15 protein-coding genes are annotated in these 25,118 nt (G+C 64.5%); 11 read left to right on the plus strand and 4 right to left on the minus strand.

Annotated elements, in window-relative coordinates; genetic code table 11:
- Positions 1 to 21: 21 nt before the first annotated feature.
- The 3 genes from KY494_RS03905 to KY494_RS03915 form a co-directional block, all read right to left on the minus strand.
- Positions 22 to 3,066: a TonB-dependent receptor gene (locus KY494_RS03905; RefSeq protein WP_219889982.1), complete on the minus strand. Its 3,045-nt coding sequence runs from the start codon at positions 3,064 to 3,066 to the stop codon at positions 22 to 24.
- Between the two features lie 493 nt (positions 3,067 to 3,559).
- On the minus strand, positions 3,560 to 6,487 hold the full coding sequence (locus KY494_RS03910; protein ID WP_219889983.1) for a TonB-dependent siderophore receptor: 2,928 nt from the start codon (positions 6,485 to 6,487) through the stop codon (positions 3,560 to 3,562).
- Positions 6,488 to 6,619: 132 nt separating this feature from the next.
- Complete coding sequence (locus tag KY494_RS03915; RefSeq protein WP_258194650.1) at positions 6,620 to 9,970, minus strand: TIM-barrel domain-containing protein; 3,351 nt, start codon at positions 9,968 to 9,970, stop codon at positions 6,620 to 6,622.
- Between the two features lie 347 nt (positions 9,971 to 10,317).
- Here KY494_RS03915 and KY494_RS03920 point away from each other — a divergent pair, with 347 nt between their 5' ends.
- The 8 genes from KY494_RS03920 (at position 10,318) to KY494_RS03955 (ending at position 20,409) form a co-directional block, all read left to right on the plus strand.
- Positions 10,318 to 11,454 (plus strand): SIS domain-containing protein, encoded by a 1,137-nt coding sequence (locus tag KY494_RS03920; protein WP_219889984.1) that lies wholly within the window; start codon positions 10,318 to 10,320, stop codon positions 11,452 to 11,454.
- Positions 11,441 to 12,394, plus strand: coding sequence for an ROK family protein (locus tag KY494_RS03925; protein ID WP_219889985.1), 954 nt, complete (start codon positions 11,441 to 11,443; stop codon positions 12,392 to 12,394). The genes KY494_RS03920 and KY494_RS03925 overlap by 14 nt, the downstream gene beginning before the upstream one ends.
- A complete protein-coding gene (locus tag KY494_RS03930) occupies positions 12,394 to 13,737 on the plus strand; it encodes a D-tagatose-bisphosphate aldolase, class II, non-catalytic subunit (RefSeq protein ID WP_219891470.1) in 1,344 nt (447 codons plus the stop codon). The genes KY494_RS03925 and KY494_RS03930 overlap by 1 nt, the downstream gene beginning before the upstream one ends.
- A gap of 73 nt (positions 13,738 to 13,810) precedes the next feature.
- Entirely contained in the window at positions 13,811 to 14,539 is a 729-nt protein-coding gene (agaR, locus tag KY494_RS03935) for a transcriptional repressor AgaR (protein ID WP_243136400.1), read from the plus strand.
- A 3-nt stretch (positions 14,540 to 14,542) separates the two neighbouring features.
- A complete protein-coding gene (locus KY494_RS03940; protein WP_219889986.1) occupies positions 14,543 to 15,637 on the plus strand; it encodes an N-acetylglucosamine-6-phosphate deacetylase in 1,095 nt (364 codons plus the stop codon).
- Positions 15,638 to 15,675: 38 nt separating this feature from the next.
- Entirely contained in the window at positions 15,676 to 17,463 is a 1,788-nt protein-coding gene (locus KY494_RS03945; RefSeq protein WP_219889987.1) for an MFS transporter, read from the plus strand.
- Between the two features lie 201 nt (positions 17,464 to 17,664).
- Positions 17,665 to 19,062 (plus strand): amino acid permease, encoded by a 1,398-nt coding sequence (locus KY494_RS03950; RefSeq protein ID WP_308836412.1) that lies wholly within the window; start codon positions 17,665 to 17,667, stop codon positions 19,060 to 19,062.
- Positions 19,063 to 19,122: 60 nt separating this feature from the next.
- Positions 19,123 to 20,409, plus strand: a complete 1,287-nt coding sequence (locus KY494_RS03955; RefSeq protein WP_219889988.1) for a DUF445 domain-containing protein — start codon at positions 19,123 to 19,125, stop codon at positions 20,407 to 20,409.
- Here KY494_RS03955 and KY494_RS29985 read toward each other — a convergent pair.
- Positions 20,406 to 22,058 (minus strand): PAS domain-containing methyl-accepting chemotaxis protein, encoded by a 1,653-nt coding sequence (locus tag KY494_RS29985; protein WP_219889989.1) that lies wholly within the window; start codon positions 22,056 to 22,058, stop codon positions 20,406 to 20,408. The two genes, KY494_RS03955 and KY494_RS29985, sit on opposite strands and share 4 nt — an antisense overlap.
- A 476-nt stretch (positions 22,059 to 22,534) precedes the next feature.
- Here KY494_RS29985 and KY494_RS03965 point away from each other — a divergent pair, with 476 nt between their 5' ends.
- The 3 genes from KY494_RS03965 to KY494_RS03975 are packed head-to-tail and all read left to right on the plus strand — an operon-like array spanning position 22,535 to position 25,110.
- Positions 22,535 to 23,437: a sensor domain-containing diguanylate cyclase gene (locus tag KY494_RS03965; RefSeq protein ID WP_219889990.1), complete on the plus strand. Its 903-nt coding sequence runs from the start codon at positions 22,535 to 22,537 to the stop codon at positions 23,435 to 23,437.
- Between the two features lie 59 nt (positions 23,438 to 23,496).
- Positions 23,497 to 24,000: a chemotaxis protein CheW gene (locus KY494_RS03970; RefSeq protein ID WP_219889991.1), complete on the plus strand. Its 504-nt coding sequence runs from the start codon at positions 23,497 to 23,499 to the stop codon at positions 23,998 to 24,000.
- Positions 24,001 to 24,051: 51 nt separating this feature from the next.
- The gene (locus KY494_RS03975; protein WP_219889992.1) at positions 24,052 to 25,110 is read left to right on the plus strand and encodes an HD domain-containing phosphohydrolase; all 1,059 of its coding nucleotides are present in this window, start codon (positions 24,052 to 24,054) and stop codon (positions 25,108 to 25,110) included.
- The last annotated feature ends 8 nt before the right edge of the window (positions 25,111 to 25,118 follow it).

Below are 25,118 nucleotides of genomic sequence, written 5' to 3' on the forward strand. Positions count from 1 at the left end.
GCACGGCGCGCCGGTTGCAGGTTAATAAGTGTATTCAGCCGTGAAGCGCACGGAACGCAGCGCCGTGCGTCCATCGACCTGCAGGTAATTGCGGGAGATGGCGCCATGGTCTTCGCGCGTTTCGGTATAGCGGGTGACGGTCTGGCTGTTGAACACGTTGAACACGTCCACTTTCAGGCTCAGGCCTTTGACGGCGCTGGGAGTATAGGCCACATTCATATCCAACTGGGCTTGCCACGGCAGGCGGCCCTGGCTGCCGCGCGGCGCCGGCTTGCCGTTGCAATAGAAGTAGGAATCGCCGTAATTGCCCTCGAACTTCAGATTATCGGGCAGCGCGCCGATGCAGTTGCGCGGTGCGCCCGAGATCAGCGACAGGTTGGCGCCCACCATCACGTCCGGGATGACCTGCATGAAACCGTAGGCCTTGAAGGCGTGACGGTGGTCGCCCGGCAGGTAGCCATACGCGTTGTACATCAGTTCCTTGTGGTCGTCGCTGACCGTCAGGCCCACGTCGCCGCCGCCGATGCTGTCCGTCTGGCCTTCCATATTGCCCTTCAGGCCGGACAAGGTGTAGGTCAGCTTGCCGTACCAGCCGTTCGTGTACGGGTGCTCGACAAACATGTTCAGGGCGCGATAGGTGCGCGATGGCAGCGGGTTGCCCCACTCTGCCGCCGAAATATCCACGCGGCGCAGGCCCTTGCCATCGTCGAAGTCCACCATCAGGCTGTTGTCGCGGCCCGGATTGATGATGGCGCACTGAAAGCCGCTCCAGTTAGCCGTATCGACGCTGTTGCGCGTGGCCCAGGCTTGCAGCGGACGCGCGTCGCAGGTGTCGTCATTGGTGTCGTTCAGCTTGCGGTACAGGACGCTGGCGCCCACCACCAGCTTCTTGCTCAGGGCGCGTTCGAAGCCCAGCGAGAATTCATCCTGCGACAGCGGTTTCAGGCCAACGGCCGTCACTTCGCGCGCGTCGCGGCTCTGTCCATACGCATTGTTGGCCGAATACGGTTTGCTGATCGCGTGCAGGCCCGTCGGCGCGCCCGTGACGGGATCGACGCCCGTGTAAGTGTACATCTCGCTGGTGGCCAGGAAGGGGCTGGCCATGTTGCTCGACAAATTCGATGGCACCGGCAGGTGGTAGCGGCCGCCGTTGGCGAAGAATTTCAGGGTGCCGTCGCCCAGATAATCCCAGGTGGCGCCCACGCGCGGGGCGATCATGTTGCGCTGCGAAATGAAGGCCACGCCATCGGTGCTGTAGTTGGTGAACTGTTCCCGGCGCAGGCCCAGGTCCAGCAGCACGCGTTCCGTGACCTGATAGTGATCCTGGATGTACTGCGCCGATTGCACGCTGGTCGGACGCGCCAGATTGGCGTTCAATTCCTTGCTGACGTAATAGCCATCCTTGCCATAGCCGTTGCCTTGGGCCGGCGTCTCAAAGGCGCCGTTGATCAGGAGCGTCGGATCCTTGACCTTCTCGTACCTCCAGCGGTAGCCGCCGGCCAGGCTCAGGCCCACTTGCGATTCCACGTCGATGCGGTCGATGCCGCCACGCAGCGAGTGCTTGCCCAGCTTGTATTCCAGGTCCAGGCGCTTGGCCTTCTGGCGGTCTTCCGAGGATGGGTCGACCAGGGTCCCCGTCACCGCCTGCGGATTGGCGTACGTCAGTCCAGGTACACGGGTATCGCTATTCGAGACCGTCTGCGCCAGGCTCGGATCGTAGCCATTCGGCATGCGGCGGTGCGATGTGCGCGATTCGCCCATCATGGCCGTCACCGTCAGCTGGTCCGTCAGGTAGCCCGTGTACTTGAAGATGTCGACATTCGCGCCCGGCGCGGCCGACGAACCGCAGCAGTTGATGGTGGTCTCGCTCCCGCCGCCAGGCACGTTGTTGCGTTTCAGCGTGGCATAGTCGAAGCCATAGCTCTGGCTATCCGTAGTCGTGCGGTCATACAGCTTGGTATATTCAAAGTGATGGTCGTCCGTCAGGTTGTAGTCCAGCTTGGCCATCATGCGGTCAACCTTGCTCTTGCTCTCGCGCCAGCCGTTCGGCTGCACCTTGTCCGAGTCGTCGCGCGCACCGGCGACGGCGCCGCCGTCCGTGCGCGTCTGTTCCAGCGCCACGAAGGCGAACAGCTTGTTCTGGATCAGCGGCCCGCTGCCGTACAAGCCGACGACCTTGCTGGTGCTGCCGTTATCGCGGTTCCAGTACTTCAAGGTGCCATCCGTGCCCGGATTGGCGCCCGTGTTCGGGTAGTACCGGTTTTCCGTTGTGCCCTTCAGCGAACGGGGGATGATGGAGACCTTGCCGCCGAATTCGACCTTGTTGCCGCCGCTCTTGGTGGTGATGTTGATCACGCCGCCCGTGGAGCGGCCAAACTCCGAGCCGTAGCCGCCCGACAGCACCTGCAGGTTGGAGATCGCGCCAAACGGCAGCTCCGAGGCGCCCACCTGGGTCAGGATATTCGTGATGGGGAAACCGTTGACGTAGAAGGCGTTTTCCGACTGGCCCGAGCCGCCGATCGACGGCGCATTGCCATACACGCTGTTGGTGCCGCGCGCCACGCCCGGCGTCAGCTGCACGATGGACGCCACATCGTTCCCGACCGGCAGCGCTTTGAGTTCCTTGGCGGTGAAGATCACGCCATTGTTCGTGTTCGACACGTCGATCGGGTTGCGCGACGCCTTCACCACGACGGTCTGCTCCTGGCCCACGGAAGCGGCCACGCCGACCGGCCCGAAGTTCGCTTCCGCGCCGGCGCCGATCAGGGCTTCGACTTCCTGCGACGCTTCCACCGAACCGGCACGCAGCACGCGCACCGCATAGCGGCCTGGCGGCATGGAGTTGGCCACATAGCGACCCGACGTATCGGGCGTCAAAGTGCGCCGCACGCCCGTGGCCAGGTTTTCCAGCACCACGGTGGCGCCGGCCGGTGCGCTCACTTCGCCGAAAATGGTACTCGTGGCGTTCGACTGTGCCCAGGCCTGGCCTGGCACGCCGGCCGCCAGTGCGATCACGATCGCGGCGGCGCGGCTGATGTCGCGCAATTTGAGTCGGGTGGTATGCATGCTGTGTCTCCGTCTATATCGAGGGTTTTACGCGTCCTCCCCGCTCCGGGACGGAGTCGGGGGGAGGCCATTTTTATGGTGTTCGTCGGAAGGTAGAGCCAGACAGCCGCACCTTTCGGGAAATCAGTCCGTATCGGCTGATTTTCGTTTTCCTGGGATTACTTTAAAAAGAAAAATAAGTATCGTCAACAAAAAGAAAGTTATAACGCAAATTTATCGCTTAACCGGGTAAATAAACGCGATTTATCTTTCTATTCAATCAGTGGCGCGGCAGATAACTTTCGTTATTGTGGTATGACAGATACACGCGTAGGCGGGGAAGTGAGCGGGAACGGTGAAACGGACCAAAAATCCGGGGAAAAAAATGCGAAAGCAGCCCTGATGGCCTGCTTTCACTTACGCTTATCTTTCGTATTGCATATTTCGGAATATTGTTTTTCTTTTCCATGGCAATACCCCGGCCCGCACAGGCGGGCCGGGGCAAGGTCACGTTTTAAAAGAACTTGTAGCTGGCCGAGAGCGCAAACTGGCGGCCGAACAGGTCCTGGCTATGGTTGTAGCCCTCCCAGCCGTTCGGGTCGTAGTACGGCTGCTTGTTAAACGCGTTTTTCACGTTCAGGCCCACGTCCAGGTGCTTGATGGGCTTCCAGCTGAAGGCCAGGTTCACCGTGGTGTACGACGGCGCGCCCTTGCACTGGCCGGCCGGCAGCGATACCGAGGCGGCGGTGCAGTTCTCCGGCGTGTTGTCCTTGTCCCAGGGGCCATAGGCCCAGCGCGTCTTGCCCGAGTAGTTGATGAACACGCTGCTGACGAAGTTGCGGTAGCTCCAGTCGGCGTTGACCGTGGCGCGGTAGCGCGGCGAATCGTAGTAGCCGACGGTATTGCCCTTGATGTCGCTGCCGTCTTCGCTGTCGTGGGTATCGCGCTTGCGGATGGTGGCGGCGATGCCGGTGCTCAGCTTGCCCCAGTCACCGAGCGCAAAGCGCGTGCGCGCATCGATGTCCACGCCGTCCATCAGGGTGCGGCCACGGTTCGAATACGAGTTGATCAAGCCGCCCAGGTTGCCCACCGAGTAGCGCGGCACGCCGCCCGCGCACACGCCCGCGTTGGCGGGATTGGCGCACATGGCCGCCACCGCCGCCACATTGCCACGGTCCGTATCCGTCAGGTCGTTGCGGATGGCGCTCGACGTGCCGGCCAGGGTCGGGCCGTACTTGTCCACCAGTTCCGTAAACAGCTCGTTGAAGTCCTGGCGCACGATTTCGTCGCGGCGGTTGATGAACCAGTAATCGATGGAGATGCTCACGTCCTTGGCCGGCTGCAGCACCAGGCCCACGGTGGAAATCTTGGCCTTTTCCGGACGCAGGTTCTGGTTCGGCGGCGTCAGGCCGCCCACCGTCGTCGAGCAGTTCGAATTGAGCAGGCTCTTGCCCAGGTCAGCATCCGTCGCTACTTTTGACTTCATCAGCGCGCGCGCCATGGCGTTCGTTTCGTCACAGCGCACCGTGTCGCGGATGCCGCCCACCTGCGCAAAGACGCCGCCCGAGCCCGATTCGGCCAGGTTGGGCGCGCGGAAGCCTTCCGAATAGGTCCCGCGCAGCATCAGGTCGGGCCGCGCGCGCCAGATCACGCCCAGCTTGGGCGCCAGGTTGGCGGCGAAATGCGGATATTTGTCCAGGCGCGCGGCCGCGTTGACTTCCAGGGTGTCGCTGAGCGGCACCACCACTTCGCCAAACACGGCGGCGATGGTGCGCTTGCCATCGAACCAGGAACCGCCCTGCTGCGTAATCAGGCCATTGGCCGCATCGGCGTTGCCGGGCGTGAGAAAGCTCTCGCGCATGATGTTGGTGCCCACGGCGGCGCGCACTTCGCGTTCGCCGAGCTTGAACAGGGTGCCTTCGACCTTCGCGTCCCACGTCATCAGCTTGGTCCAGGATTCGATGGCGAAGGTCGGATAGGCGGCGCGCACCAGCGCCGCGTTGGCGTCGCTGATTTCGCCGAACTTGTAGGCGGGATTGTCCGAGATATACGTGCGGCCGCTGACGGGGTCTTTCGTGAACGGGCCAAACGCCTGCTCGAAGCCCTTGATGTTGATGTTCGCCGTCTGGAACAGGGTCGAATGGCTGCCCGCCACGCTGAGCGCCGTTTCAAAATCCCAGCCGCCGCCGATGCTGCCGCGCAGGCCGACGAGCGCACGGTAGTTTTCATCGACATTCTTCTGGCCGAAGTGGCCCGTCGCATCCTGCAGCAGGTAATTCAAGCCGGCCGCGCCGCCCATCTTGGCCAGCATGTCGGCATCGAGCTTGCCCTTCAGGTAGACGTTGTTCGGGCTGAGGAAAGGCGTGACGAAGGTGTTCAGGGTATTGCCCGTGTTGCGCGCGAACCAGTTGTTCGTGCTGCCGCTGTTGAAGCTGGACGGGCCATTCTCGCCGCGCATCTTGATGTGGGTGTAGGCGCCTTCCGCGAACGCTTCCATGTCGCCGCCCAGTTTCAGCCGGCCGCTCAGGTAGGCCGTGGCGCGCTCCGAGGTAGGCCCCGTGTCAAGCTGGTTGGGCAGCGCATTCCACACGCAGCGGCTACCCGACGCCTCGGTGATGCTGGTGTTGCAGCCGGGCGCGGCGCGCTGGGTGCGCGCATTGTTCTTCGCCTTGTCGAAGACAAAGAAGGTCCCCGGGTTCATCACGCCCGGCTCGCTGCCGACGCCCACGCGCATGTTCGGGATGAAATTCGGATTGTTCGCATAAAAATACGCGGGACGCTTTTGCCAGGTGTCGGCCAGGGCGATGCGGTCGCGCTGGTAGACGTTCACGGAACCATAGATGTTGTAGCCGTCGCTGGCCAGGTCGCCCAGACCATACAAGACACTGGCCTGGCGCTCGCCATAGGCTTTCACGCTGGGCGAAAACTCGCCGTTGGCGCGCGCTTCCAGGCCTTGATACGATTTTTTGGTGATCACGTTGATGACGCCGGCCACGGCATCGGAGCCATACACGGCCGACGCGCCATCCGTCAAAATTTCCATGCGCTCGATGGCGGCGGCCGGGATGGCGTCGATATTGACGAACATGGTCTGGAAGCCGGCCGGTGCGCCATAGAACGACAGGCGGCGGCCATTGAGCAGCACCAGCGTGCCCTGCGCCCCCAAGCCGCGCAAGTTCGCTTGCGAGCCGCCGTCCGACCCCGTGAACATTGAGCGGAAGTCCTGCTGCGCGGGACGCGCGGCGGGCAGGTTGTCTAGCACTTGCAGCAAGGTGAGCGCACCCATGTTTTCGATCTGCTTGGCGTTGATCACCTGTACCGGCGACGCCGTTTCCGCGTTGATGCGCTTCAGGCTGGAACCCGTCACTTCGACACGCGCCAGTTTTTCCTCCTCCGCCGCCAGCGCCGTCGACGCCAACCCTACCGCCACCATGGCGGCCATCAGTTTTTCAAGTGCATTCCCGTCTCCCTTATTATCAGTGATGATCAGTGATTTGTTTTCGTCAGCTTGCAAGAGCCCCTCCCCGGTCCGAAGAGGGGCTCGTTTTTAGTGAAATGATGAAGTGAAGTGTGTCTAGCGCGACTTGACGGTCGCGCCTTGCGTGCCGGTCAGCACGGCATTGGCCCAGTTACCGCAGACCTGGGCCGGGTGGGCGCCGCGCGCGCCCAAGGTGCGCAAACTGAGCTGGCTCAGGCCGCGCACGTCGATTTCGGGTTTGACCACCCCGGGAGCCGTGACCAGGCCGCTGTCGTACAGCAGCCGCTCACCGCTCCAGACCTGGAATTGCAAGCCGCCCGCGCCGCGGCAGCTATCGTCCACGCCCAGGTCGGCGCGCAGCAGATTCCAGTTGCCCGCCAGCTGCAAGTCGATGCGGCTGGCCGGTCCCACGCCGAGCCCCTTGCGGAACCACAGCCCGTTCATGCGCATCTCGGCCGCCTTGCCGGCCGGCCGGTCTTTCGCGATATGCTTCGGCAGCGCCAGGTCCGACAGATAGCGCTGCACCTCTTCGCCTTCGGCCACGCGGTGCTCGAGCACGCGGAATTCCGACAGGGTCACGGGCGCCACGTCGGTGGCCAGCGCCGCGTCGAACGCGCGCGCCACCGGCCCGGCCTGCGCCGCCGTCACCATCGGGTCGGTGGACGCGGCGCCATCGCCTTCCGGATTTTGCGTGCTCATGACGCGAAAGCGCAGCAAGCGCCCGGCCGTGGCGGGGAAGTTGATCGTCTGCGTACCCTCTTGCAATTTGAGGGTGCCGCGCGCAAGCGCCGCGCCCCACTCGCCGTTGTTGTCGCCGATGTAGATTTCATAATCGCGCACCTGGCCATGTTTCCAGTGCTGGTCGTTGCGCGGCGCCAGTTCGATGCCATCGACGAGGCGCCGTTCCGTAAAGCCGATCACCCATTCGTGCGGCCCGCTCTTCACGGACGGGCTGCGCACGGTGCGGAACCAGGTCTCCGGCTTGCCGTCGAAGGCGTTTTCCAGCGGATAGCCGTTTTCTTCGGCCGGACGCGCCACCACCTGCATGGCGTCGGCCGGCAAGGCGCGGCCCGGCACGGGAGCGGCCGGGAAGTCGGCATCGATTCTCGCCACGGCCAGCGCACCGGCGACCTGCAGAATCAAAGGCTGGCGGATATCCTGCGCCGCCACTTTCACGTGCAGGGTGCCTTGCCGGTCGGCAAGATCGAAATACCAGGCATCAAGCGCCTTGTCGTAGGCGGCGCGGTCGGCGGACGCCGCGATCAGCCGTTCGCCAGCGCGCACGGTGGCCGGTGCCTGGCCCGCCAGCATACGCAGCGCATAGCCGCGGCGCGCTTCCTGGCCCTGGTACTGGCCATCGACGGCGCCGATGTCGACCTGCACGTCGCCGGCCGTCTGGCGCATGCGGATGACTTGCTGGCTGAAGGCGCCGCCCTGGTACTGGCGCGTATTGCCGTCGTCTTCATACAGGGTGTAGTCGGAATGGCCGTGCGGGTAGATGTCGAGCGTGAGCTGGTCCTTCGGTTTCTGGCCGTCGTACAGCATTTCCGGATACATGGGCAGGATGGCGCCGGCGCGCACGAACACGGGCAGCTTGTCCAGCGTGACCTGCATATCGAGGTCGCGCCCTTTCGCGTCGGCCGTGGCCTGGCGGCCATCCCAGTAGTCATACCACGTGCCCTGCGGCAGGTGGATGCCCTTGCGCCAGCCGCCGCTGACGGCCTGGCTGCGGTAGACGGGCGCCACCAGCACGTCGCGCCCCAGCAGGAATTGGTATTTATACGCTTCCGTGTAGGCGGCCGGGTCTTGCGGATAATCCCACATCAGGCCGCGCACCAGCGGCGCGCCCGATTGCTCGGCCTCGCGCACCAGCGTATACATGTACGGCGTCAAACGCATCTTGAGCTTCAGATAGCGGCGGTTGATGTCGCGGTACGGCTGCTCGAACCACCACGGGTGCTTGCGCTCGGCCGCGGCCCAGCCGGACATGCCCATCAGGACGGGCGTAAAGCTTTTCCACTGTAGGTCGCGCAGATAGGTTTCCGGGCTGCCGCCGAAGATGGCGTCCACGTCGCCCGATGCATACGCCTGGCCGGACAGGCCCGAGCCGATCAGGGTCGGGATGTGCCAGCGGATGTAATCCCAGCTGGCGCTCTGGTCGCCCGTCCACGCCACGGCGTAGCGCTGGATGCCGGCCCAGCCCATCACCGTCCACAGGAAGGGGCGGCTGTCGGAGTTGTTCAGGATGCCGTCGTAGGCCGACTTGTTCGCATCCATGGCGAACTGGTAGCCCTTGCCCGTCCACGCCACATCCAGCTTTTGCACGCGGCTGCCCGCCTGGCCCACTTCCCAGGCGATCTTGTCGACGCCGTTTTCCGTCCACAGGCCCGTGCGAAAGCCATAGCCGGCCAGGCCCTTCACGGTTTCCGGCAAGTTCGTGTAGCCGCAGCCATAGCCGTCGTTGGGCAGTATCCAGCCGCCCGGCATGTCGTGTTCGCGGTACTGGCGCGCCACCGTTTCCACCACGTCCGGCGTTTTGCCGGTCGGGCCGTCCGTCCAGCCCTTCGGCACGGAACCGGGCTTTTTCACATTGTCGCCATCGTTGTAGCAATCGGCGTCGCCGTACTCCAGCGCCCAGCGGGGCAGCATGCGCGCGCGGCCCGTCAAGTCCGTGTAGCGGGCGACGACGTCGCGCAAGTCCTTGCCGACAAAGAAATACGCGTCGAAACGGCCTTCCGCGTGCTGCAGCGAGATCTGCTCCTTGTCGCGCAAGTCGTAATTGCCGTCGGACCAGGTATTGCGCAGCATGCCCCAGCCCCTTGAGCTCATGAGGAATGGCGCGGGATTCGGCCGGTCGCCCTCTTCCCAGCCGCCCGAATACGACACGGGCACCTGCTTGCCCTTGAATTCGAAGCGGCCATTCTGCTGGCCGCCGCCGAAGTAACGCTCGCCCGGCAGGCTCGATAGCACCTGCACGCCCTGCTTGTCGTCGAGCGACAGCGGCTGCACTTCGCGCCACAAGGGCACCAGGTCGCCCTTGCGGAACAAGGTAAAGCGCAAGGGTTTGCGGTCGATGCGCAGGCTCAGGGCCTCGGTGCTGATCAGGATATGGTCGGGCTGTTCATTGATCTGGTACGCCACCTGCGCGGCAGGCTGGCCCACGACGATGGGCGCGGCCTTGTCGCCGGGCCCCGTCAAGCCCCCTTTGCCGCCCGCCTGGATGCGCAGCACGTCCGCCTGCGGCAGGCTGATACGCAGTTGCACGCCCGTGTCGCTGCGCAGATCCCAGCCCAGCGCCTCGCCCTTGGCCACGTCGGCCGCATGCACGGCACTCAAGCTTGTCAGGTTGCCGATAGGCGCGGCCTGCACGCCCGGCGCGGCCAGGGTGGCGAGGGCGGCGAGGACACAGGCGGCAAGGGCGCGGCGGGGAAGCGGGAGAGGTTTCATCTGGCGGCTTTCAGAAAATCGAAGTGATGGAAATACTTTAAGAAGAAAAATAAATATCGTCAACAAAAAGAAAGTTAAAGCGGCAATTTATTAATAAAATACCCAGAATTGGCGCATTTTTCTTACGTTTCATCAAAATGCCACAAATCATACTTTCGTTATCGTCGCATTTCAGCGACAGGTGGCAGCGCGACTGGGTTTCATGCGGCACTGCAGCACGATTGAAAGCAGATAAACCGACATTATTTCGCAAGCCATGCAACTATTTACTTTCGTTTTACTTTCGTATTTGACTTTTCGAAATTTAGTATTTATGCTTTCTCCAACAAACACTTTACTGACACTCCATGACTACCCTTCTTCAGCGTGACATTCAAACCTGGCGCGACATCGGCGGCCTGCACACGGCCGAGGAAATCGCCCACCAGCCGGCCATCTGGCGCGCGCTGGCCGGCATTTTGCGCAACGAGCAAGCCAGCCTGGCCGCCTTCCTCGGCGACGCGCTGTCCAATCCGCAGCAGCGCGTCATCCTGACGGGCGCCGGCAGCTCGGCGTATGTGGGCGAAATCGTCGCCGACACCCTGAATGCGGCCTGGCCCGCGCAGATCCGCGCCATCGCCACCACGACTTTGCTGACGCACCACGAGCTGTACCTGGAAGCGGATGCGCCTACCCTGCTCGTCTCGTTTGCCCGCAGCGGCGACAGCCCGGAAAGCCTAGCGGCCGTGGAACTGCTGCGCCAGGTCGTGCCCGGCGCGCGCTTTTTGAATATCACCTGCAACGCGGACGGCAAGCTGGCGCGCCAGGGCGCCAATGACAGCAATACGTATAACCTGCTGATGCCCGAAGGCAGCTGCGATCGCGGCTTCGCCATGACCAGCAGCTTTAGCAGCATGCTGCTGGCGGCCCTGTCGGTACTGGGCCAGGATACGGATCTGTCTCGCCTGGACACGCTGGCGCAGCTGGGCGAACAAGCCTTGCGCGACTGGTCGGCGCCCGTGGCGGAGCTGGGTTCGACACCCGTGCAACGCGTGGTCTACCTGGGCAGCGGCCCGCTGGAAGCGCTGGCCAAGGAAGCGGCCCTGAAAATCCTGGAATTGACGGGCGGCCGCGTGATGGCGATGGCAAATACCGCGCTGGGCTTCCGCCACGGCCCGAAATCGGCCGTCACCACGGAATCGCTGGTGATCCTGCTGCGCAGCAGCAAGCCGCTGGCGCGCCAGTACGAAGACGATTTATTGAAAGAACTCCAGCGCGACAGCGTGGCGCAGCGCTGCCTGACCGTGGGCATCGGTGCCGACCTGTCAGCCGACGCGCCGGCCTGGCCCGACGCCTGGCTGGCCCCGCTGTGGCTGCTGATGGCGCAGCAATATGCGCTGCACCAGTCCGCGCTGCTGCAACTGCGCCCCGACAATCCATTCGCCGGCGGCATCGTCAACCGTGTCGTGCAGGGCGTCACCATCTATGGCCATGACCAATTCTAATTCCATCCAGGGCTTTCACGGCATCGACATCGGCGGCAGCAAGATGGAGCTGGTCGCCTTTGCCGACCGCGACGGGGCATTGACGGAAGTTTTCCGCGAACGGGTGGCTACGCCCGGTGACGATTTTGCCGCCTTCGTGCAAGCGATCGTCGACCTGGTGGCGCGCGGCGACGCCGCCCTGGGCACGACGGCGCCCGTCGGCATCGGCCTGCCCGGCGTGATCGACAGCGCCAGCGGGCGGCAACTGAGTTCCAACGTGCCGGCCCTGAACGGCCGCCTGGTGGCGCAAACCCTGCAGCAAGCCTTGCAGCGCCCTGTCGCCATCGGCAACGATTGCCAGTGTTTCGCCCTGTCCGAAGCGCAAGGCGGCGCGGCCGGGAATGCCGTCAGCATGTTCGGCGCCATCCTCGGCACGGGCGCCGGCGGCGGCTACTGCGTGGGCGGCCAACTGCTGCGCGGCTTCAACGGCGTGGCCGGCGAATGGGGCCACTGGAGCCTGCCCGCCACCCTGCTGGCGCAGCACGGCCTGGCCGAATACCCGTGCCCGTGCGGCAAGGCGGGCTGCCTGGAACGCTATGTCTCTGGCCCCGCCATGCGCAAACTCCATGCGCACTTTGGCGGCGACGGCGCCGAGCCGCTGGCCATCGTCGCACGCGCCAACATCGGCGACGCCGTGGCCGAACGCACGGTGGCCGTGCACCTCGACGTGCTGGGCCACGCGCTGGCCGGCCTGGTATTGGCCTACGACCCGCACGTCATCGTGCTCGGCGGCGGCCTGTCCAAGCTGCCGCACCTGTACGACAAGCTGCCGGCCGCCGTCAAGCGCCATCTGTTCCCCGGCGTCCACGTGCCGCCCATTTTGCCGCCCCGCTTTGGCGACGCCGGCGGCGCGCGCGGCGCGGCCCTTTTGATACGACAACATACCAAGGCGTCAACATGATGAAGCAAGTGGAAAACCCGACTTTTACCTTGTCTCCGATCCAGCAAGTGATCAAGGCGCACCGCCGCGGCGAACGCGTGGGCCTGTACGCCGTCTGCTGCAGCCACCCGAGCGTGCTGCGCGCCGCCATGCGCGTGGCCAGCGAATACGACACCGTGCTGCTGGTCGAAGCGACCTCGAACCAGGTCGACCAGTTCGGCGGCTACACGGGCATGACGCCGGTCGTTTTCCGCGACACCATGCTGGCACTGGCGCGGGAACAGGGTTTCCCGACCGAGCGCCTGGTGCTGGGCGGCGACCATCTGGGCCCGAACGCCTGGCAGCACCTCGATGCGGCCACCGCGATGGCCCACGCCGAGACCCTGATCGTCGCGTATGCGGCGGCCGGCTTTCATAAAATCCACCTCGATTGCAGCATGCGCTGTGCCGACGACCCTTTGCAGCTCGACGATGAAACCGTGGCCGCCCGCTCGGCGCGCCTGTGCATCGTTGCAGAGGGAGCCGCCGCCGCCGCCGGCTTCGCGCCGCCCGTCTACGTGATCGGCACGGAAGTGCCGATTCCCGGCGGCGAAGCGTCCTTGGCGCAGGCCGGCGCCGTCACCAGCCCGCAGGCCGCGCACCGCACGCTGGACGTGCACCGCCGCGCCTTCATGGAAAACGATCTGCATGGCGCCTGGCGCCGCGTCATCGCCATGGTGGTGCAGCCGGGCGTCGATTTCGACCAGAGCAGCATCGAGCATTACGATGCGGATGCCGCCGCCGAACTGTCGGCCTTCGTCGCCGAGCAGCCCGGCCTCGTGTTCGAAGCCCATTCCACCGACTACCAGCGCGAATCGGCCCTGCACGCCATGGTGCGCGACCATTTCGCCATCCTGAAAGTGGGGCCGGCCGCCACCTTTGCCCTGCGCGAGGCGCTGTACGCGCTGTGCCAGATCGAGCAGGAACTGCTGCCGGCGCACGCCACGTCGCAGCTGATGCAGGTGCTCGACGATGTGATGCTGGCCAAGCCGAAGCACTGGATCAAGCATTACCTGGGCACGCCGCAAGAACAGCGATTGATGCGCCGCTACGGTTTGAGCGACCGTTGCCGCTATTACTGGGGCGAGCCGGAAGTGGCTGCCGCCGTCGGCAAGCTGCTGGCCAACCTCGACGCCGTGGCGATTCCGCTGCCGCTGCTGAGCCAGCATTTGCCGGAACAGTACCTGGCCGTGGTGCAGGGCAGCCTGGCAGCCGAGGCGCAGGCCCTGATCGAGCACAAGATCGGCAGCTTGCTGGCGCAATATGCGCGCGCCTGCAACCGCAATACGGCCGTCGCCGTCGTTGCCGAAGCGGCAATCTGTTAAGCTCGATATTTTCATTTTTACTGAGCCCGCCACCATGCGAAATACCAGCCAACGCCGTGAATCCATCCTCCAAATGCTTACCCAGCAGGGCTCGGTGCAAGTGACCGATCTGGTGGAAAAGCTCGGCGTGTCCGCGGTCACCATCCGCAGCGACTTGAATGCGCTGGAAGCGCAAGGCATGGCCACGCGCAGCCACGGTGGCGCGACCCTGACGCGCACGCCGCCGCCCGAGCATACGATACGCCAGAAGGATGCCATCAACCACGAGCAAAAGGAGCGCATCGGCGCCTATGCGGCGCGGCTGGTGGAACCGGGCGACAACATCATCATCGACTCGGGCACCACCACCATCTCGCTGGCGCGCCATTTGCGCGATGCGACGGGCGTGACGGTGGCCACGAATGGCCTCAACATCGCATGGGAACTGGCCGACGCGCCCGGCGTGGACCTGATCCTGACGGGCGGCCTGCTGCGCAAGCAGTCGCTGTCGATCCAGGGCAGCCAGGCGGAAACCTGTTTGCAGGCGTACAGCTTCGACAAGCTGTTCCTGGGCGTGGACGGCTTCGACCTGCAGTTCGGCGTCACCACCCACCACGAAGCGGAAGCGAGCCTGAACCACAAGATGGTGGAACGGGCCAAGAAAATCATCGTCCTCACGGACGCCTCGAAGTTCGGCCGCGTCAGCCTGCACCGCATCGTGCAGCTGGACCGCGTCGATACCGTCATCACCGATGCCAGCATCAGCCAGGAGTACCGCGAAGGGCTGCAAAAGCTGGGCATCGAACTTTTTATAGCGGAATAACACATGCTGAGCGGCAGAATCCTTACCCCATCTGGCTGGATCACGGGCACCATCACCTTTGACCAGCGCATCGTCCAGATACAAGAAGACCCTGCCGCCGACAGCGCGCTGACCATTTTGCCCGGTTTTATCGACCTGCACGTGCACGGCGCGGCTGGCGTCGACATCATGGAAGGCGGCGATGCGGGCGCCACCGTGGCGCGGGTGCATGCGCGCCACGGCACCACGGCCCTCTTGGGCACCACCCTGACGGCCAAGGAACCGTCGATTTTGCGCGCCCTGCAAGGCCTGGCCGGCGTCATCGCCGAGCGCCCGGCCAACGGCGCGCGCATGCTGGGCGTGCACCTGGAAGGCCCGTTTTTGAACCTGCACCGCCTGGGCGCGCAGCCGCCCGACGTGGTGCAAGCGAGCCTGGCGCTGGTGCAGCGTTTCCACGCCATCGCGCCCATCAAGGTACTCACCATGGCGCCGGAAATCCCCGGCCACCTGGAGCTGATCCCGCAACTGGCGGCGATGGGTATCCGCGTGCAGATCGGCCACAGCGCCGGCACGTATGACGAAGGCGTGGCGGCGCTGAAAGCGGGCGTCTCCGGTTTTACCCATCTGTACAACGGCATGACGGGCATGACGCATTACGATCCCGGCATGGTGGGCGCGGCGCTGGCGCATGCCGAATACGCGGAGATCATCCCCGACCTGCAGCACGTGGCCAAGGGCGCCCTGCGCGCGGCCCTGCGCGCCATCCCGCGCCTGTATGGCGTGACGGACGCCACCTCGGCCACCGGCATGCCCGATGGCGAATACGGCCTGGGTACGCAGCGCGTCTACAAATGCCTGGGCTGCGTGCGCCTGGCCACGGGTTCGCTGGCCGGCAGCGTGCTGACCATGGACCAGGCGCTGCGCAATTTCGTCGAGCTGGGCCTGGACCTGGCCGACGCCTCGAATCGCCTCTCGCTGTATCCCGCCGACTACCTGGGTGAATCCGAACGGGGCCGCCTGGCACCGGGCGCCTGGGCCGATATCGTCGTCCTCGATTCCCAATTACAGCCAGTGTCCGTCTTCGTCGAAGGCGCGGCCATCGATCTTTCCACCCGCTAGACCACCTCAACTTACCTCAACCCCGTCCCGGAGTTACCATGCACGACACGTCACACAAGGCCCCCGTGTGGGCCATGCGCTACCTGCTATTTATTGCCGGCATGGGAGGATTGCTGTACGGCATAGACATCGGCATCATCGCCGGGGCCCTGCCCTACCTGGAATCGACGGCCTCCGTGGCCTGGAAACTGACGGCGCAGCAGCTGAGCTTTATCGTCGCCGCCGTGCTCCTCGGCTCCGTCCTGTCTTCGCTGTTCGCCGGCGCCCTGGCCGATATCCTGGGCCGGCGCTGGGTGATGTTCCTGGCCGGCGCCCTGTTCAGCGCCAGCATCCCGCTGATCGCCCTAGCCGACGGCTACACGCCGCTGCTGCTGGGCCGCCTGCTGCAAGGCATCAGCGGCGGCTTCATCGGCGTCGTCGTGCCCCTGTACCTGGCCGAATGCCTGCCCGCGCAACAGCGTGGACGCGGCGCCGCCCTGTTCCAGCTGCTGCTGACCATCGGCCTGGTGGCCGCCGCCCTGATCGGCCTGCAGCAAGCACAGACGGTGGAAACGGCCACGCAGGCGGCGCAGGCGTTGCCGGAAGCGGGCCGCATCGCCGCCATCTTCACGGCCAAGGACCACGCCTGGCGCAGCATCTTCTGGGTCTGTTTGACGCCGGGCCTGGTGTTTACCATCGGCGCCCTGCTGCTGGCCGAGTCGCCGCGCTGGCTGGCGCAACGGGGCCGCATCGAACAGGCGCGCCAGTCGCTGCTGCGCACGCGCCTGCCCGCCGCCGCCGACATCGAACTGCGCGAGATGCTCGACACGCCCGAGAATGCGGCCAAGGCCAGCGGCAAGGCGAAAGACCCGCTGCTGAGCCGCCGCTATGTGCTGCCCTTCCTGCTCGCATGCCTGATCCTCGCCTGCACGCAGGCGACGGGCATCAATTCCATCCTCGCCTATGTCGTCAATATCCTCAACCAGGCGGGCCTGTCGGGCGCCTCGGCCAACATGGCGGACGTGCTGCTGAAAGTACTGAATGCCGTGATGACGGTGGTGGCCGTGCTGCTGGTGGACCGCAAGGGTCGCAAATTCCTGCTGATGCTGGGCACGGGCGGCATCGTCGTCTCGCTGCTGGCGGCCGGGCTGCTGTTCCGCGGCGCCGAAGCGCACCTGGCCGACGTGCGCCCCGCCATCGCCGCCCAGGTACAAGCCGATGGCCTGACCCTGCACCTCGATGCGGCCACCTTGACGGCGCTGGGCGCGGCGGCCGACGGCACCCCGCAGCAGCTGACCATCGCCTACGCCTACGGCCCCTTCACCAACGTGAAAAGCCTGCGCAGCGACGACCCCGTGCTGCGCCAGGTCAGCATTGCCCGCGAAGACGCCGTACAGGCCGACAGCGTGATCGGCGTGTTCTTCCGCAAGCTGCACCTGAACCCGTTCGCCGACCCGGCCGCCGGACGCGAGGCGCCGCTGCGCATCGAGAAGGCCAGCCTGGGTCCCGTGCCCTCGTCCTCGCACGGCTGGCTGGTGGCGATCGCCATCTGCGTGTTCGTTTCCAGCTTTGCCGTGGGGCCGGGCGTATGCGTGTGGCTGGCCCTGTCCGAACTGATGCCGACGCGTATCCGCTCGAACGGCATGAGCATCGCGCTGCTGGTGAACCAGTTCGTCTCGACGGTGATCGCCGCCATCTTCCTGCCCACCGTGGGCTTGCACGGCTATTCGACGCTGTTCTTCTTAGGCGCCGGCTGCACGGTGCTGTATTTCCTGGCCGCCGCCTTCCTGCTGCCGGAAACGAAAGGCAAGACTTTGGAAGAAATTGAAGCGCACTTTTCCAGGTAACCATTAGTAGCAGTCTCCTTTCCAGCCCCGGACCACCATCCGGGGCTGTTTTTTTGCCTGCCGAACATGTTTACGGGGCTGGCGCGCACGGCACGGCGCAGTTTTCCTTCTGGAATCACGGGCGCGTGGGCTAGAATCTGGCTGCGTCGTGCTACTCACGAGGCGGCAATGGCGCCATGACAAAAACCACCAGGAGACACAGTGAGCTTATTTAGAACCAAGAATTTGGATGACATGATCGCCCACAGCAAGAAGCCGGGAGGTCTGGCCAAGGTGCTGGGACCGTTCGACCTTGTCCTCATGGGCATAGGCGCCATCGTCGGCACGGGCATTTTCGTGCTCACCGGCACGGGTGCGCTGACGGCCGGCCCCGCCCTGTCGCTGTCGTTCGTCGTGGCGGCCGTTGCCTGCTGCTTCGCCGCCCTGTGCTATGCGGAATTCGCCTCCACCGTGCCGGTGGCCGGCTCCATCTACACCTACAGCTATGCGACTTTGGGCGAACTGGCCGCCTGGATGATAGGCTGGGACTTGCTGCTTGAGTACGGCCTGGCCGCGGCCGCCGTCTCCGTCGGCTGGTCCGGCTACTTCCAGTCGCTGCTGGCCGGCTTTGGCATCACCCTGCCTGCGGCCCTGTCGGCCGCGCCGGGCGCGCTGCCGGGCGTGACGACCTTCATCAACCTGCCGGCCCTGGTCATCATGCTGCTGCTGACGGCCATGCTGGGCTGGGGCGTGCGCGAATCGGCGCGCCTGAACAACATCATGGTGGCCATCAAGGTGGGCGTGGTGCTGCTGTTCATCATCTTCGGTGCGCGCCACGTGCAGCCGGCCAACTGGCAGCCCTACATGCCGTTCGGCTACCACGGCATGCTGAGCGCCGCCGCCCTCGTCTTCTTCGCCTTCATCGGCTTTGACGCCGTCACCTCGGCCGCCGAGGAAGTCAAGAAGCCGTCGCGCGACCTGCCGATCGGGATCATCGGCTCGCTGGCCGTGTGCGCCGTGCTGTACGTGGTGGTCTCGGCCATCATGACGGGCATCGTGCCGTATCAAAAATTCCTCGGCGTCGACCATCCCGTCTCGCTGGCCCTGCAATATGCGGGTGAAAACTGGATCGCCGGCTTCGTCGACCTGGGCGCCATCCTCGGCATGACCACCGTGATCCTCGTGATGGCCTTCGGCCAGACGCGCATCATCTTCGCCATGTCGCGCGACGGCTTGCTGCCCAAGCGCCTGTCGACCGTGCACCCGCGCTTCCACACGCCATTCTTCGCCACCTGGCTGGTCGGCATCGTCTTCGGCCTGATCGCCGCCGTGATCCCGCTCAATATCCTCGCTGAGCTGATCAACATCGGCACCCTGGCCGCCTTCACCATGGTGTCGATTGCCGTGGTGGTGCTGCGCAAGAAGCGCCCGGACTTGCCGCGCGCCTTCCGCTGCCCCGGCGTGCCATACGTGCCGGCGCTGGCCGTGATCCTGTGCGTGGGCCTGATGACCTTCCTCAGCTGGGTCACCTGGATGGCGTTTTCCATCTGGCTGGTGATCGGCCTGGTCATCTACTTCGGCTACGCACGCCGCCGTTCGCTGCTGCATCCGCAACAGTAATCCCGTCACTGCGCCCGGCGCAGTAAGATGGCGGTCTCGCAACCCTGCAGGCCGCCATCCATGCAACCTTCCCCCGACCTCATCGCGCAGCTGGACCAGAGCACGGACCAGCTCAAGCGCGCGCGCCTGCGCCACATGCAGTGGCTGGCCGTGGGCCTGCTGCTGCTGGCCGCGCTGGTCTTCGCCGTGGCCCGCTCGCGGCGCGGCGGCCACCCCGCCTGGGGCTATGTGGAAGCATTCGCCGAAGCGGCCATGGTGGGCGCGATCGCCGACTGGTTCGCCGTCGTCGCGCTGTTCCGCCACCCGCTGGGCATTCCCTTGTGGCATACGGCCATCATCCCGAACAGCAAGGCGGACATCGGGCGCAGCCTGGGCGCCTTCGTGGAAAACCATTTCATTACCGAACAAGGCATCGCCGAGCGCATCGTGCAAGCCGACCCCGCCGCGCGCCTGGGCACCTGGCTCAGTGACGAGGTCAACGCGCGGCAACTGGGCATGGCCAGCGCCGGCGTGGTGAAACAGCTGCTGGCGATGGCCGATCACGACACACTGGGCCGACTGCTGCGCGAACAGGCCAGCAGCTACCTGGGCCAATTGAATCTGTCGGAGGTGGCGGCCGACTGCCTCGACGCGCTGATCGCCGACGGCAAGCCGCAGGAACTGCTGGACTTCCTGCTCGACCGCGGCGCCGCCTACCTGGACGACGAGGCACACCACGCCGCCATCGGCGACTTCGTGCTGGGCGCCTTCCAGATCGAGAACGCGCTGGTGAAAAAAGCCGTGAAAGCGTATGAGCCGCGCATGATCGCCTCGCTGCAAAAGTTTGCCGTCGCCGTGCGCGTCGATGCGCAACACCCGCTGCGCCAGCGCATTGCCGGCTGGATCGCCGACAGCGCCCTGCACCTGAAGGCCGATCCGCAGTGGCAGGACACCGTGCGCCGCTACCAGCTGCAGCTGATCGCCAGCGACACGGTGCAAGCCATGCTGGGCGAGCTGTGGAACAACATCCGCACGCGCCTGCTGGCCGACCTGCACGCGGACGCGCCCGTGCTGGCGCAAGCGATCGCCAGCCTGGCGCGCAACACGGGCAAGGTGCTGGACCAGGACAGGCACGCGCGTGCGTGGCTGAACGACGCCATCGTCGCCGGCAGCGGGTCGCTGGTGCGGCGCTACCGGGGCGAAGTGGGCGCCTTCATCGCCGGACGGCTGGACCTGTGGAGCAAGGACGAAATGAGCGAGCGCATCGAACTGGCCATCGGGCGCGACCTGCAATTCATCCGCATCAACGGCACCATCGTTGGCGGCCTGGCCGGCTTGCTGATTTACGCCGTCAGCCACGCGTTTTAAGCACTCTTTACCAGCCTCGTCACGGACAACGGCCTGCGTGCTGCGGCAGCCCTGGCTGGCTGCCGTGCCACCACGCCGGCCGCGACACTGCGCACCAGCTGGAAAGAATCAACCAAGGTCGCCAGTTGCATGGCCTGCTGCTGCATGTCGGTCGCCGCGGCGGAAGCCTGTTCGACCAGGGCCGCATTTTGCTGCGTCACGTCATCCATCTGCGTGATGGCCTGGTTGATTTGCTCGATGCCCTCGCTCTGTTCCTGGCTGGCGGCCGTGATGTCGGTCATGTAACCGGCCACCTGGCGCACCGATTGCTCGATCTCCCCCATGGTCTTGCCGGCATCCTGCACCAGCCGGCTACCCACGCCCACCTTGTCCACCGAGTCGCCGATCAGTACCTTGATTTCCTTGGCCGCCTGGGCCGAGCGGTGGGCCAGGTTGCGCACCTCGGAAGCCACCACGGCGAAACCACGTCCCTGCTCACCAGCGCGCGCCGCCTCCACGGCCGCATTCAGGGCCAGGATATTCGTCTGGAAGGCGATGCCATCGATCACGCCGATGATGTCGACGATCTTGCGCGAGCTTTCCTGAATCGACCCCATGGTGACGATCACCTGCGACATGGCTTGCTCGCCCTTGTGCGCCGTCTCCGAGGCGGCGCTGACGAGGCGGTTCGCCTCGCGCGCATTATCGGCATTCTGCTTGACCGTTCCCGTCAGCTCTTCCATGGACGATGCCGTCTCTTCCAGCGCGCTCGCCTGCGACTCCGTGCGCTGCGACAGGTTCGCGTTGCCTTCGGCGATTTCCTGCGCGCCACGGCCAACCACGCCCGTCGATTCCTTGATTTGTCCGACCAGCAGCTTGACATTCGTCTGCAAGACGCGCAACGCCTGTACCACAGCAGTCAGCTCGTCGTTGCCGCTGGCGCTGATGCTGCCCGACAGATCGCCCGCGCTCATGCGCTCGATATCGCTGCGCATGCGCTGCAGCGGCATCACGGCCGAGCGCTGCAAGGTATAACCGCCGGCAGCGCATGACACCACGCCGCACAGGGTAGTAAACAGCATCGGCATGCCGGCATGCCCGGCGGCCACGTAAGAGATGGCCGGCGCCGCGACGAACAGCAGCGCCAGCGAGCCGAACACCAGGCCCAGCCTGGCGCGCAGCGACAGCTGCGCCATCGGGTTCAGGCGCCGCAGGACCGAGCGGTGCACGGCCACGCCCTCGCGCACTTCGAGCGTGCTGCTGCCTTGCTTGATGGCCCGGTAAGCTTGCTCGGCGGCGGCTACCTGTTCCCGGCTGGGTTTGACGCGGATCGAGGTGTAGCCCACCATCTTGCCATGCTCCAGCATCGGCGCGGCATTCGCTTCCACCCAGTAGTAATCGCCATTCTTGCAGCGGTTCTTGACCATGCCCGTCCATGCCTTGCCGCTCTTGATGGTGCGCCAGAAGTCGGCGAATGCTTCGACCGGCATGTCCGGATGGCGCACGATGTTTTGCGGCGCGCCGATCAGCTCCTCGGCCGAAAAGCCGCTGATGTCGATGAAATCCTGGTTGATATAGGTGATGTTGCCCTGCAAATCAGTCTTCGATACCACCGTCTGGCCAGCATGCAGCACATACTCCCTGTCCGTTACCGGCATATTTGTACGCATGTTCGCTCCCTAAATCCAGCACAACCGAATGGCGGCGCCATCCGGATCCAGCCAGCTGACGCCCTGACCTCAGCAGCGTTCGCCTATTCCTGCCCTGATGGTGAACAAGCGCGAAGGCACCACGCCCTCTGCTTTTCTTTCTCTTATTCGCCATCTTTTTGATGTAGATCAAATTTATTTTGCTACATAAATTTACCAAATACAACATTTAATTAAAAAATTAAACAAATTTGTTATTTTTAATAACATTGAGAATGAGAAATTTGCCCGAGCCACAGAGGAAAACTGCTTGTTTTCTGGTGAATTCAGGGCCGTGATGGCAGTTGCGCCAGAAATACAAATCATTAAAATCATGAAATTCATTGCATTCAATTTTATTTGAGGTATGATGATTCCTAAGGGAAAACAAAAATGGGGCAGCGAGATCGTGGCCTTCGTCTTCCCAGGAAATCCGCATTCATGCAGGGGACAAGCACATGAACAAAATCCTGGCCTTGCGTCTGCTCGACGCCGCCGACGACGCCGCCGTCATCATCGATGCGGGTTCACGCATCCGCTATGCGAACGACGCCATGTATGCGCTGAGCGGTTATGCCCCGGGCAGCCTGTCGGGCCAGCAGATCGAGGCGCTGCTGCCCGACTCCGTGCGCAAGCAGCATGGCGCACGGATCGGCGCCTATCTGGCCGGCGAAAAGAAGTCCACGGTACTCGGCCACAAGCGCCATTTCGCCATACGCCACCACGATGGCACCATGCTGCCCATCGTGCTCAAGGCCATGGACCTGGGCAAGCTGGACGACGAAAACTACCTGGGCGCCTTTTTTATCGACCAGCGCCACGCACGCGCCATCGAACAGCAGAATGCGGCCCGCTGGCAGCATTTGCAGCGCATCGCCCTGAGCGATCCCCTGACCCACCTGCCGAACCGCCGCGCCTTCGAGATCGAAGCCGTACGTACGGCCGCGCGGGCCAGTCGCGCGGGCAGTGCGATGACCATCGGCATCGCCGACATCGATTTCTTCAAGAAGGTCAATGACCGGCATGGCCACGCCGCCGGCGACGCCGTGCTGCAAGCCATCGCGGCCGCGCTGCAGTCCCAGGCACGGGCATCCGATGTCGTCGCCCGCGTGGGCGGCGAGGAATTCGGCTTGCTGTTCCCGCATACGGACATGACGATGGCGTACAAGGTGGCCGAACGCATCCGCCTTGCCGTGGCCGCAACGTGCGTCGACTTCGAGCACACATCCATCACGGCGACGGTCAGCATCGGCCTGGCGCCGCTGCCCAACAACGGCGACTGGAAAGCCTGTTTCATGCAAGCCGACGCCGCGCTGTACCAGGCCAAGAGCAATGGCCGCAACCGCACCGAGCAAATTTGAGCGCCACCCGGCAACCCCGCAGTTTCATGCATCACGCATCACCTGACAGGAGCAAACACATGGAAACCACCACGACACATGCCGCGGCAGCGAGCCAGCTGGCGCAAGCGGGCGCCCGGGAATTGCTGGTCTTTGGACTGGGCAAGGAGGAGTACGCGATCGACATCGGCCTGGTGCAGGAAATCCGCGGCTACGGCGCCGTGACCCGTATCGCCAATGCGCCCGCCTTCCTCAAGGGCTTCATCCACCTGCGCGGCAGCATCGTGCCGCTGCTCGACCTGCGCATCGCGCTGGGCCAGGCCGAGCCCGCATACGACGCCTCGACCGTGGTGATCATCCTCATCTTCGCGCATGGCGCCACCGGCATCGTGGTCGACCGCGTGGCCGATGTGGTGCCGCTGGCGCCGGCACAGCTCAAGCCCCCGCCGCAGCTGCATGGCTCGGCGATGGCAGGCCATGTCACGGCCATCGGCAGCCTGGATGAACGGCTGTTGATCGTGCTCGACATGGACAGCCTGCTGTCAGGCCTGGGCATGCCCGCCACGGGCAAACTGGCTGCCTGAGACGCCATCACCATTGCGTCCGCCACCTGACCGCCATCCGCCGGAGACACCATGAGCATCCTGATCGTCGATGACAACGACACCAACCTGAACCTGCTATCGACCCTGGCGCGCAAGGCCAGCAGCATCGAACCCGTCTGCATGAACGACCCCATCGATGCGTTGACCTGGTGCGAGTCGCATGTGCCGGACCTGGTCCTGCTCGACTACCGGATGCCCAGCCTGTCGGGCAATGAATTTCTCAGCATCTTCCGCAAGATGCAGGGCATGGCCGACATCCCCATCATCATGGTCACCACCGAGAACGACCGCGCCGTGCGCAAGCAGGCCTTTTCGCTCGGTGTCACGGAGTTTCTCACCAAGCCCGTCGACACCATCGAGTTCAGCCTGCGCGTGCGCAATCTGCTGTCCCTGCGCACGGCGCAAACCATGCTGGCCGACCGCGCCAAGCTGCTTGAGCATGAAGTGCGCCAGGCCATCGCCAACGTCACGGCGCGCGAGATGGAACTGGTCACGCGCCTGGCGCGGGCGGCCGAATTCCGCGACCCCGAAACGGGCGCTCACATCATGCGCATGGCGCGCTATTCGGCGCTGATCGCCAGGGACCTGGGCATGGATGCGCAATGGCAGGAACTGCTGCTCAAGGCGGCTCCCATGCACGACGTGGGCAAGCTGGCCACGCCCGACCATATCCTGCTCAAGCCGGGCCGGCTGGACCCCGAGGAAATGGCCATCATGCGCCAGCATGCGGAAATCGGCGGCAAGATCCTCGCCGGCAGCGATTCGCCGCTGATCCAGCTGGCCGAGGAAATCGCCTGCGGCCACCACGAAAAATACGACGGCAGCGGCTATCCGCGCGGCCTGGCGGGCGAACAGATACCGCTGTCGGCGCGCATCGTCGCCGTGGCCGATGTCTTCGACGCGCTCACCTCGGAACGCCCGTACAAGCCGGCCTGGCCTGTGGAACAGGCGCGCCTGTTCCTGCAACAGAACAAAGGCAGCCATTTCTGCCCGCACTGCATCGACGCCTTCCTGGGCGCCTGGGACGAGGTGCTCGACATCCGCAACAGCCTGCCCGACCCCGACCAGCACCACGCCCACCCACTGTAAGCGAGGAC

Origin of the sequence: Janthinobacterium sp. PAMC25594 (genome assembly GCF_019443505.1) — a bacterium.
Lineage (GTDB): Bacteria > Pseudomonadota > Gammaproteobacteria > Burkholderiales > Burkholderiaceae_D > Janthinobacterium.